We start from the raw sequence: 12090 nt of genomic DNA, 5'->3' as shown, positions 1-12090 counted from the left end.
TTTTTGGGGGGGGGGGGGGGGACGCGCCTGTGCTTTCCCACAGCCGCCAATTCAGTGAGCAACGGTTTGTCTAGGTCCAATACCGCGTCCGCGATCAGGCGTTTTTTGGTGAGCCACGAGACGGCGAGGCATAAGAGCTATTATCCTGAGAGCAATACTCATAAGGAGAAAATAGGCCAAATACATAGGGACCAACGCTATGATGCCATTTGCCACGAAATTGGTCGGAGCAAAAATAGCCGCCTTCATTGGTAGAAGCACGAGAGGAAACATCAAGTAGTTCCCATCACGCAAGAATCTCATGGATCGAAGACTCATCGCCGAGAACATCCAGCCAACCAGGAATGATCCGACGACCAGCGTTGCCCATCCGCCAAGCCAAAACAGGTCGCCATAGATAGACAGCCCGAGGAATGTGCCCTCGTTCCCGGTCAAACGCTCATAGAAGAACCAGCCCGGCCCAATGATAACAGGCTTTTCCGGCCAGATAATCCGCGGGACGAAATAAAGCCATGCGTTCACAAATGAGTCATTAGGAACCCCGGCAAGGTAAAGGTTGCGAGCAGCTACCTGTACGCCTGCATAATTTAGCCTCGTCCACCAACCCTGAAATTCCATCTGCGTAGCTAGATCGGGGCTCTTTCTTGCAAACTCCTCGCCAAGCAAAAAATCTGTCGCGATATCAGCCCTCTGACCGTACCCTGCCTTCCAGATTGTCCCGGTATCCTCGAAGATCCGAGCGCGCCCGTAGCTTACGAAATCTTGAGACCAAGTGTAAACGAGCGTGATGCCTATGATGACGATCAGGAATCGACGGAGACTACGGCGCCCCATGAGGTCACCAAGCACAGGAAAGAGAAAAGCGGTTATCAACTCTTCCTTCGAGAAGGTAAGCCCAGATAGTATGATATGGATGGGCAAGAATATCAGTAACAGAGTTCGCACCCGCGAATTTCCGCACGCGCTAAGATAGGCCATTATTGCGAAGCCCACATCGACAAGCTTTGTAACATTGGTCAGGAAACCTGGAACGACTATGCCGGTCACGCCCCACGCGGCTGGCAGGACTACCAAGTACTTCAGGATTCCACCGAAAACGATGAACGTTATCGCCACCTGCCGTGCCGACATGGGTGGCCGTATTTTTCTCTCTTCCGAAAGCGCGTCCCGCCATCGATAGTGCGACAGTCTCAGATGAAAGAAAATGCCGAGCAATAGACAGAATACACCGATAGTACTCAACTGGTTCGCCCAAACTAACTCTTCAAAGGTCACCGATAGGTAATGGGTGGTTGCCCAGAGCCGGGTGACGTCGTTGCCAAACACTAGGACGAGTGGACCAAATCCGAAAAAGATCGCAGATTGCGCCGGAAGCCAGAAAAGGGGAGTCCAAATCAGACGAACATCATAGCGCAGCAAATTTATAGCTCCGCGAGCCAAAACAATGACGAACCAAATCGGTCCCGCACGGTTGGCGACGTGAGTGAGCGATTGAAACTCAGTGAATGCTAACGCCGCGAAGTAAAGCACTACAAGCGGAACCAGCGCTGCGAGCATACGCGAGAAAATGGCTACCGGTCCGCCTTTGCGAACAAGCTCTAGTTCTTTTGACACTTCGGCTAAGTGCGCCAACTCGCCTCCCACATTTCGGTCATTGTTTCCCCTTCAGTCTTGACCAATTCGTCATCTGTTCTCAGTTGTAAGCACACTAGGCTACGCGAGGGTTCGCCGAGTTAAACGCAACAAACCCGAAGTCATCCCTGCATGGTTCCTAGCGGCGGTTTCAAAAGCAAACTGCCGCGCGCCGGTGACAACAGCAGTGGCCAAGGCTGCGCCGAGAGCGCCCAGCAGCGGGATCAGAGCTAGATTTGCCAGTGCGTTGATAATGGTCGAACTCCAGCTGATGCGCGCAGTGTGTTTTTCATGCCCCGTCATGTTAAGTATCGTGGCAGCCAGACACCAAAAACCGGTCACGATACTGCTGCTCGCGACAATTGCCGCTACCATCACGGAAGGCTCAAACTCAGGCCCCGCGAGCAGGGCGACAACTGGCTTGCCGATTAGAAGTATGCCGAACAAAGAAATCATAGCTGCACAAACAGAAGCTCCGGCGCTTAGCCTTGCGAGATGCCGGATTTCTACCGTCCTGCCTTCTGCGTGGTAACGCGCGACACGGGGTGCGGCAATCTGCTTTATGACAGTCTCAGGCATACGCGCGAGGCCCCCAATCAAAAGCCCCAGCCCATAGATGCCCACTGCGCGGCTATCAGTAAGAAATCCGAGCATTAGAACGTCAATTCGTGCATTTAGGAAGCCTGCACCAACCTCCATGCCAAGCGGCAGCAGGCTTGCAAACCAGACTCGAGGTGCATAGCGAACCCCGCCAGTCTGACCGACCAGGGCGGGACCACTGCGCCTGTGCAGAATCCATACGGCCCAGAACAGACCGACGGTTGCCGCCAGCGTGTGAAGCGCCATCGCGCGGGACGGCGTTAGCGTTCCGATCAGAGAAACAACGGTTAGTGCCGCAAGCATCGTCAGGGGACGGATGACCTGATCCGGCAAGGCTGCCCAGACCACTTTTTCCATTCCGCGTAGTATGGCCGCCGCAAAGCGCATATAGGCCCAGACACCGGCTAGCAACACCGCAAAAATGTAAAGCAGATCTTCAGTTTCGATGAGGTGTATCCACCCAAGGATGCCGATCGCTAATAACGCCCATATCACTGCCACGAATGCGATGCTCCACCGCAGCAGCCCACCTAGCAACGCCCAGTCACCCCGCGCTCGCAGCACGGCAACCTCGCGCATAACAAGCGTCGGCAAACCGAAGTCGAGCGGGATCATCATGACCTGAACAACGGTCAGTGCGAATAGGTATCGTCCGTACCCTTCGACACCAAGACCTCGAGCCAAAAGTGAACCAATGCCGATTCCGGCGACAACCGTAACCGCCTGCGCAAAAGCGAGACTGGCTCCCTGCCGGCCGGTTTGTCCAAGCAGGTGCCCTTTCAAGGCAGCCAATCGAGGCACAGTCAGCTTCTCAACATTCGACCGATTTCAAGCGCACGCGAATGATAGGAATAGGCCGGCACACAACGCTCGTGGGCTTTTCGTGCCATACGCCTACGCGTTTCGTCGTGTTTCAGGTAATATCGGCACTTGTCAGCCAACTCATCCACATCGGAAAAAACGTCAATTTCGGTTCCTACGTCGTAGTACTGCCGCACCTCGTCGTTATCAATATGCAGCATGAAGCCACCACACGCCGGGATTTCGAACGTTCGGGTCGAAACGTGATCTTCCCAACCATTTGGCGCTTTTCCCCAATGAACAGCGATATTTATCCGAGCGGTTTGTATGGCCAACGCATAGTTAGCCGCGTGGTATGAGGCTGCCTCGACCAATCGCTGGGAAAGCGGTCGCGGCAGGTTACTTGACCAACGGTTTCCTATGACGCGCAGATTAACATCAGGCAACGCGCCGTTTAATCCTTCTACCCAGCACTGCTTTGCCGGAGAATGGTTCCCAATATACCGAATATCAGCGGTGTAATCGTTTTCAGTTACATTGCGCAAGATTGGCATGTGCGCATCGGGATCATACCCATGGGCGACAAAAGCACTGCGTGCGGCCAATCCACGTTCTGCCAGCCACGGCATTTGGAACGATTTACTGGTGATGAACAGGTCGGACGCGAGCAATCCCTCAAGGTCGACTCCGCTGTGATCGAAATCTCTATCCGGCCAGAAACACACCGTCTTGATATCCATTTCTCGCGCGGCCTCGAAGACCCTGCGAGACAGAAACGCGCCTTTCACCGTGAAAAGCACTTTCGGTTGTAGATGTCGGCAGGCCTCTATGACAGCGCGTTCGTATCGTTCAGCCCGACTGCGTGCCGAGAGCCGGTTCAGCGCACGTTCGAGCAACGTAGAGGAAGATGAGAAAAAGTCCCTTTTTTCGATCTCGCGAACGATCCAGCCTTGCCGTCGAAAGCCTGTGGAAAGGCCGTGTTCCATACTTCCCGTCCAGAAAGTCCCAGCTAATAGAATCACTGGATTCCGCTCAGGCCACTGAGCGAGCGAATTGTGTAAAAGCTCTTTGCGGGTCAAGCGTTGGATCCCCGCGTCGCGTCGATAGCCTGGCGTAATCCGTTCGCACACTCTCGAAAGCTCCACCGAGCGACGATCTCTCGGCTTGCGGCGCTGTAGCTAGCCTGACGATCACCGTCGCTCAGAACATTTGAAAGTGCATTGTAAAGTGCTCCAATGTCTCCTACGTCGAACACATGCCCGTTTAGCCCGTCTTTCACAAGATCATGGCTGCAGCCACATTCCCGAGAGCAAATGACTGGCAAACCTGCGCACATCGCTTCGTTAACTACCAATCCCCAAGCTTCAAACTCACTTGGTAGCACAAAGACATCACATGCAGCGAACAAGCTGGGTAGTCTCGACTGATTGACGAAACCGAGGAATGAAATGCGCCCATTCTTTATCTTTTCTGCCTCCTGACGCAGTTCACTCTCAAGATGGCCCGTGCCAACAATGGCTAGTTGTGCGCGAGTGCCGCTAGAAACCAGTGCCGCATAAGCTTTCAGAAGGTCATGTGGTCGCTTATGCGGCGCGAGCTTGGCTGCAAAGCAAATAACTGGTAGATCAGGGTCAAGGCCGTATTCTAACCTTAGATCTCGCTTGCGAACCTGGCCAAAGTCGGCAAATGCCGAGAACCTCGAGTTGTCCACAGCAAACGGAACACGAAAGATGTGATCGTTTGGAATGCCCATGCTTCGGTAGTGCATGTCGTTGGCTGTTCCGACCGAGAGAACACCATCGAACATACGGTAGAATCCAGACAAAACGACCTTGCGAACCCGCCCGCGCACACCATGATGTTTGCGAAATCCGTTCGTGTCACCACGTGCAAATACTGGAGTTCCACTTGCCTTTGCCGCGGCAAGAGCGACATGATGGCCGGCAACATAGTGCCCGTGAATCACAATGGCGTCGAACTTTCCGCGTCGTATTGCGGGCCACACTTCAGGTGCGACCATCGAAAAAAAGCCTCGACTTTCTCGCCTTTGCGCAGATCGCCTCATGAATATTGGCTGATACCCACTTAGCAAATCGATGTCCCACTTAACTTCGCAACCAAAACCGTGATCAATCGCACCACGGAGGGAAAAATCCGAAAAATAAAGACACGTTACGTCAAAGCCTCCTTCTGCTTGGAGATAACGATAGAGCGGGGCAAAGTACTGTATTGGGTGAGTATTAACGAAAGCAATTCGATAGATTGGAAAGGGCACCTTGGCATTCTCAGCCTTTGAATTTGAATCATTTCTCATTTGGAACGTACTTTCTCGCCAATCGGGGCCTCAAGAAAACAGTGGCGCTACCGCCTCCTCCACCCGAGCCGCAAAGCGAGGACGGCCAAAGGCAGCGCGCGTGCGCTCGGAAAGGTCTGTGTGATCGACGGGCAGCCTGGCAAGCGCGACGCGCAGTGTATCGGGAAAATTCTCTTCGGTAACAGCCAGCCCCAGCTCGCCGTCTCGGAGCGCATCGCCGGCTCCGCCCACGTTGAGACCGAGGGCGAGCGTGCCGCAGGCCATTGCCTCCACAAAGGCAATGCCGAAGCCTTCCCCATGGGACGGCATGGTATAGATGTCACTAGCACGATACAGATCCGGAAGATCGTCATCAGCCACGAAACCAAGGAACCGAACAATATCCCCTGATCCTGAGTTGCGAGCCAGTTCTTCAAGCCTTGCGCGATCTCCACCCTTGCCAGCTATGAGATACACGAGGTTTGGGTAGTCCTGAGTCAAATTCTTGAGGAGAGGTATTACCCGATCATGCCCCTTATGGCGTTGTTGGGGATCCAGTCTACTGACTGTGGATAAAACGGTAGCCTCTCGTGGGATCTTGAACTTTTCACGTGCCGCGATCTTATCACCCGGTGTGAACCTCTCATCGTATGTGTTGAAAATGACTTTGCACCGGCTCGGGTCGGCACCCGTCACTTCGATAACTTTTTTTTCCGTGTATCGGCTTACGCATAGAATTAGATCCGACGCAGCAAGGGCACGCCTCTTAATGGCCGTCAACGGCTGCCAAACTTCAAGCCCATGAACATGTGAAACAAGGTATGCCCCGGCCAGACGCGCACAGAGATAGGCGAGCGGCGCCATGAAGGCATGACCGCAATAGACGACCTGCGGTCTCAGCGTAGCTGCTAGCCAGATTGCCCGGATGGCATAGGCCAGTCGCGACTTACATGCCGAAAACTGCCGAATGCCAGCCGGCAGTTTTGTAGCGGGGTCAGGTTGCAGTCTCGGCAGAATGTCGACGCCATCCACTTCGGGCATGTTCGACAAAGCCAACATGAGATCACGCGTGGACTGAGCTATTCCACCACTGGCTCCAAAAGCTTCTGCAGCAAGGGCAAGAACGCGGACTTCGGATTGGCTATTCTGCATCATGCAACACAGTGAGGTTTGGTCGCCCCAGGACGATGATCACGCTAAGTCTCCGCAAAACAGACAACGTGCCCCCCCGATACGCACACTATCTATATCTATCCGAACTCGAAGTTAGCGCCATCAGCGCGCCAAGCTCGGCTTGCTCAAATTGTTGGTACGGTTCGTGAACATTGAACCACTATCTGCCGTGAACCATACGGCACCAGCACGGCTACCGCACAAGGACGGCCTTAGGCGGCGCCTTGTTTGCGAGAAATTCGAAACCGAGAATGAATCACCAGCATCGTATTGGTCCGGTCGATACCGTAATGCTTCGTAGGTGAAAAGCCCTCTGGTCCGGAATGTTGGTACAGGTATCGTATCGCGCAGACGCTTCGTCGCGTCGAGAGCGCGCGGCAGATTGTTTGGCCTACATCAAGATGTCGTCGCCTTTCCAAGACGATGCTTCGCAGTCTCGTGTACCGCCATGGAAGACATGATCTCGCAAAAAAGGATCGGACCCGATCACATCACCGCCTAGTTTTTCGCATCCCAGGGATGGCTGTGGCGGACCCAACCAAATCGTTCAACGGGCGGCACAACCCCACATCAGATCCAGACAGCCTGGATCTCAAGTCTTTTTGAGCAGTTCATCGTACCAGTCTCGGCATCATCTGCGTAAACCCGCGACTAATCTCTGCAACGCGTTGCAACTGGAGATGCTTCCAGCGCGGTTGTGGTACTTCTCAGCAGTCTTCATCGTGGTGTGGCCGAAGAGATCACGAATAACCCCGACATACCCGGGATCGTATTCGGCGATGGAGGTTGCGGCGACGTGGTGCAAGGCGCAGGGCACAGTTTGTCTCCGAGATAGCGTTCAGTGATCTTGGACGACTCGCGGGACACGTGGCCCGCGGTGATCGCATGGCTGAACTGATTGGTAACTAGCTTGGGCTTCAGTCTAGCACGGCCATTCTCGACAAGCCCGGGTATGGTTTGTATCACGCTCATCGGGCGAAGACACGTCTCGCCAATTCTGCTCCTCCCTTCCGCCAACCATTTGCGCATGTGGAGGATTTTCAAACCTTGACCGGGCAAGAGAGATTCGTCTTTCCTTCCGGGCGACCTTCGCAGCGCTGCGCGAGTGAGAACACGCTGAATGCAGCATTGCGCCACTTCGACCAGATGAGATCGGATAGAGCACATTCATGACAGCATACCAGCAGGCCGCCAAAAGACCGACGCACGAGCTATTGGAGGCGTGGAGCTATCGGAATGATTGGACCTTGGAGGAAGCCGTGCCGCTCGCGCTGGGCATTTCGCCGGACTCTCTTCTTGCGGAAACAGAGCTCCTTGAAAACGCGACAACACTGGAGCGGGCAAGACGATCAGGCGAAACCTTTCGTTCGCCTAAGTGGTGGCTTTGGTGGGGTCAACGAAATGGCCTGCCATTTCATGAGGACTGGTGGATTGCCATCACACCTCAGGGACCGATCGGGTTTGACGGCCAGCATTTCGCTTTCAGCCGCGAACAGATCCTCTCCGAGAGGTATCGCGCACAAGAACGCGCTTTGATCGGCAAGTGGGCGCGCAAGCCGTATTGGACTTCACGCGAAGCGATCGATCTTTCGCTAAACTTCGATCCCTACACCACGAATGGCTGGCGGGGGGAAGCACCCGAGACAGGTGACACTATCCGCGAGCGGGAGGACAGGTTTCGTATTCTCGAACGCGCCTTGGAAATGGAGGAAATCACCGAGAAAGCCTCCCCCTTGGAGTGGCTCAATTGGCTAAATACCAGGGGATACTACGTGTCGGAAGCGTGGACGCGCGCGGTTGGATTGAAGTTGGAGTCCGTTGAACCGGTCGATGACCATCGGCTGACAAGACTGGTAGAGGAAAATGCGGACCTGAACCGAAAGCTGAACGCGCAAATCGCCAAGGTCACAGAGCTTGAAGAAATGCAGATCGTTCGGAACGAAGCAACGGGAACCGGCGACGAAGAGATAGCCCGGCTCCGCCAAAAGATCAAAGAATTGTCAGAGGACGCAGACTCCCCTTCGGCCAAAGGAGCACAAGCAAAAAGAATTGCGAGCCTCCAAAAGGCGCTGATCGCTATGGCGGTGGATGGCTATTCCTATGACCCGCGGCGAGCTAAATCGGATGTGCCTGTCCAAGTGGCGGAAAAGTCCGAGGAGCTAGGCATCCCTATGACGCCCCAAACAGTTCGAAAATACCTCCGTGAAGCTGCCGACATTCACGTCGACCAAGGCATTTGGGAACAACTATTCCCAAGAAAATAAGGATGGAAAGGTGATTTGGCCTTTCCAAACGTGATTTGGCCCCGGACGATTTCGGCCGATGGCAGTCTTGGTTCCATCCCAAAGCACAAGGATGGAAAACATGACTTTCGACGACCTCCCCGATGATGCGCTCTTGCGCGAAAAACAGATTCTGCAACCTAACGGCCCCTTGCCGGTTTCACGCTCGACCTGGTGGGCGGGGGTGAGCAGCGGTCGGTTCCCGCAACCCATCAAGCTCGGGCCGCGCACGACGGCATGGCGTGTGGGTGACATCCGCAGTTTGCTTCGGGAGGGGACCCACTGATGGCGCGCGTTTTCAATTGGCGTGCGCTCAAGGAGCACCGTGTCTACTCGATTGAGGAGGCCAGTGCGCTCCTTCGATGTGCTCCGCGCACCCTCAAACGTCTCTTGTACGAAGAGGGAGTTCAGGTCATCGATGACCTATCGCCTATGTTGGTGATCGGCGCGGATTTGATTCCGGCCCTGCGCGGCCGCAACACCAAGGGCAAGTTGGCACCGGGGCAGATGTTCTGCCTCGGCTGCAAGAAGCCAGCCTACCCCGACGGTGGGGTGGTTGACGATGTCGCCAAACCGAACCAGCCGAGCCTGTTACAGGCTCTCTGCAGCAATTGTGGAGCGGTCATGAGCCGCCGTGTAGCGCGGGGCGAGGTGGCCGCATTTCTCAAGGCCGCCCAAAACCCTCAGAGCAACGTCTCCTGACTTTATCTGAAATCACATCCTCCTGTTTGAGGACTCAAGAGAAGACAACAGCAATGAGCAGCAAGAAACGCCACCCCGAGAACGTCCGACTGCGCCGCCGTTACCAAACCTACCTGCGCGAAGCTAAGCGATTGTCGAATCGCACCCTTGATGTTCATCTCGCGGCAATAGAACGGTTCGAAGCCTCGACCGGCTACAAACCGTTCAAGCACTTTCACATTCAGCAGGCGGTGGCTTTCAAGGACAAACTGCGCGCTGAAAAGAGCATGAAATCCGGCCAGCCACTTTCGGCCGCGACGATGAACCAGATCTGCAAGGCGCTACGCTCCTTCGTTCAGTGGTTGTCCGAGCAGCCCGGCTACCGTCGCGCCGTCCGGTATAGCGACGCGGACTATTTCAATTTGACAAATGCGGAACAGGCTCAAGCTCGAACGCACGACGTGAGACCGTCGCCCACGCTCGATCAGATCCGGTACGTGCTAGCGAACATGCCCAGCACGACGGATGTGCAGCGGCGCGATCGCGCTGTGATCGCATTCCTGGCCCTGACCGGTATCCGTGTCGGGGCTCTGATCACCCTGAAGATGCGCCATGTCAATCTTCACGACGATTGCGTGTATCAGGATTCCCGTGAGGTCGCGACCAAGTTCCACAAGACCTCGACCACGACCTTCTTTCCCGTTGGAAAAGACATCGGGAAGGCATTTGAAGATTATGTCACGCATATGCGAAACACACGCCTCTTCGGCCCAGATGACCCACTGTTCCCGAAGGTAAAGATGATCACGGGAGAGCGTCTTGCCTTTGAGGCAGCTGAACTGTCCCGGAACCACTGGAAGGCAACTCAACCTGTTGGAAAGATTGTGCGTGAGAATTTCATTCGGCTCGGATTTCCCAATTTCGGTCCACATAGTTTCCGAAAAACTCTCGCACGGTACGGCACAACCATCTGCAGCACACCGGAGGAAATGAAAGCCTGGTCGCAAAACCTCTCGCACGAAGATGTTATGACCACCTTCAATAGTTACGGTTCGGTCACCTCGGAGCGTCAAGCGCATTTACTGAAGCATCTGGCGGAGGCGGAGGACGTGATAGAGTAAACGTCAACTGAGGTGATGGCGCTGCGCTTGTCTGGTCTGGGTGAGGTCGGTCCAAGTGAACAGACCCCAAGGGAACGGCTCAAGTCGGGCTGTTTCCATCTGGCCAGCGTCCGTTGCTCAAATCCCTAGGTTCGCCGGTGGAATCAACCAAGTGATGTCTGCAGTACGGACGAAGCCGTCTGAGCTACTCCCCGATCCTTGGGCAAGTTTCCGCGTAGATAGATTAAGTGTAAAACTTCAGATTTGATCTGACGGACATCTCAGCGAACAGCGCTGAGAATGAGTTGTTGGCCGTCCGATTTCACGGAAGTCCTTATCGTCTTGTCTACGGCGATGTGTAGCGTTTCGCGGAAGGTCTGCATAGGTGTTTTGCCATAGCAGTATCTTCCTAAATGCGGGCGCCGTTCGTTGTATTTGGTCAGCCAAGCGTCCAGATCGGTCTGCAATTCTTCCACCGACCGATAAAGCTTCTTGCGGCAGGCAATGTCGTAGAACTCGTCCTTGATGGTCCGGTGGAAGCGCTCGCAAATGCCGTTGATCTGCGGGCTGTTCGCCTTGGTCTTCGAATGGTCCACATCCTCGACAGCCAGATAGAGCTGATAGGCGTGGTTCTCGACCTTGCCGCAATACTCGGTGCCTCGGTCGGTCAGGATGCGCCGCAGGCTGATGCCGTGTTCGGCAAAGAAGGGAATGACCCGGTCGTTCAGCAGGTCGGCTGCCGTGATCGCGGTCTTCTCTGTATAGAGCTTGCAGATCGCCACGCGGGCATAGGTATCGACGAAGGTCTGCTGGTAAATCCGCCCGACGCCCTTCATCGTGCCCACATAAAACAAGTGTCCTGAGAGCCCAGATAACCCGGATGGTGGCTCTCGATCTCGCCGTGGGCCTCCTTCCGGGCCTTGGCCTTCTCCAGCGACGCCATCTGCTCCTCGGTCAGCAGGATGCCGTCTTGGGCGGCGCGGGCTTCCAGAGCTTTGAGCCGCTTCTTCATGGTTTCCAGATCAATGCGCAGCCAGATCGAACGGACGCCGGACGAGGACACCATGACACCTTTCTGTTGAAGCTCCCATGACGCCCGCTTCTGGCCCAGGGCCGGGTTCTCGATGGCCAACTCGATCACCGCCCGTTCGACATGTTCCGGCACCCGGTTCTTGAGGACCGGCTTCCTGCGGCTGAGATCCATCAGCGCGTTCGTCGGGGAATTGGTCCCCCGGACCAATTCCTGATCCTCCTGACTCACCGCCTTGCTCGTAGAGTTCCTTGAACCGGTAGAAGCTGTCCCGACTATACCCCATCACCTTGCAGGCTTGCGAAACGCTGCCGAGTTGCTTGGCCAGCTCCAACAGCCCCAGTTTCGGTTTGATGATCTTTTCTTGAATACATGTCATTGATCGACACTCCTTGCTTGCGCTAAAAAGAGCCGAAATGTCAGATCAAGTCGTGTGTTTTACAGATTAAACTACTCTCTGCTCCTGCTGATCCGTTGCCCGGCAGGTGATGCCTGCAT

9 protein-coding genes and 1 pseudogene are annotated in these 12090 nt (G+C 55.0%); 4 read left to right on the top strand and 6 right to left on the bottom strand.

The window, feature by feature from the left end; translation table 11 throughout:
* Positions 1-51 precede the first annotated feature (51 nt).
* From AVO45_RS16545 to AVO45_RS16530, 5 genes are all read right to left on the bottom strand, one after another.
* Entirely contained in the window at positions 52-1632 is a 1581-nt protein-coding gene (locus AVO45_RS16545; RefSeq protein WP_157770193.1) for a hypothetical protein, read from the bottom strand.
* 81 nt (positions 1633-1713) lie between these two features.
* Positions 1714-3024, bottom strand: a complete 1311-nt coding sequence (locus AVO45_RS16540) for an oligosaccharide flippase family protein (RefSeq protein ID WP_068349264.1) — start codon at positions 3022-3024, stop codon at positions 1714-1716.
* A gap of 11 nt (positions 3025-3035) precedes the next feature.
* Complete coding sequence (locus AVO45_RS16535; RefSeq protein WP_082688849.1) at positions 3036-4019, bottom strand: CgeB family protein; 984 nt, start codon at positions 4017-4019, stop codon at positions 3036-3038.
* An 89-nt stretch (positions 4020-4108) separates the two neighbouring features.
* Complete coding sequence (locus tag AVO45_RS19525) at positions 4109-5347, bottom strand: glycosyltransferase family 4 protein (RefSeq protein ID WP_082688848.1); 1239 nt, start codon at positions 5345-5347, stop codon at positions 4109-4111.
* Positions 5348-5377: 30 nt separating this feature from the next.
* Positions 5378-6478, bottom strand: coding sequence for a glycosyltransferase family 4 protein (locus AVO45_RS16530; protein ID WP_169796025.1), 1101 nt, complete (start codon positions 6476-6478; stop codon positions 5378-5380).
* A 1190-nt stretch (positions 6479-7668) separates the two neighbouring features.
* Here AVO45_RS16530 and AVO45_RS16525 point away from each other — a divergent pair.
* From AVO45_RS16525 to AVO45_RS16510, 4 genes are all read left to right on the top strand, one after another.
* The gene (locus AVO45_RS16525) at positions 7669-8763 is read left to right on the top strand and encodes a hypothetical protein (protein WP_068349255.1); all 1095 of its coding nucleotides are present in this window, start codon (positions 7669-7671) and stop codon (positions 8761-8763) included.
* A gap of 100 nt (positions 8764-8863) precedes the next feature.
* Positions 8864-9067 carry a helix-turn-helix transcriptional regulator gene (locus AVO45_RS16520; protein ID WP_068349252.1) on the top strand — a complete coding sequence of 68 codons (204 nt, stop codon included), beginning with the start codon at positions 8864-8866 and terminating at the stop codon, positions 9065-9067.
* Entirely contained in the window at positions 9067-9483 is a 417-nt protein-coding gene (locus AVO45_RS16515; protein WP_068349250.1) for a hypothetical protein, read from the top strand. The genes AVO45_RS16520 and AVO45_RS16515 overlap by 1 nt, the downstream gene beginning before the upstream one ends.
* A gap of 53 nt (positions 9484-9536) precedes the next feature.
* Positions 9537-10583: a tyrosine-type recombinase/integrase gene (locus AVO45_RS16510; protein ID WP_082688847.1), complete on the top strand. Its 1047-nt coding sequence runs from the start codon at positions 9537-9539 to the stop codon at positions 10581-10583.
* Between the two features lie 260 nt (positions 10584-10843).
* On the opposite strand, the pseudogene AVO45_RS16505 reads toward AVO45_RS16510, so the two are convergent.
* Positions 10844-11971 (bottom strand): annotated as a pseudogene (locus AVO45_RS16505) (IS481 family transposase).
* Positions 11972-12090: the final 119 nt, after the last annotated feature.

The sequence above is a fragment of the Ruegeria marisrubri genome (assembly GCF_001507595.1).
GTDB classification, from domain to species: Bacteria; Pseudomonadota; Alphaproteobacteria; order Rhodobacterales; family Rhodobacteraceae; genus Ruegeria; species Ruegeria marisrubri.
This window is presented reverse-complemented; position numbering and strand designations above follow the sequence as displayed.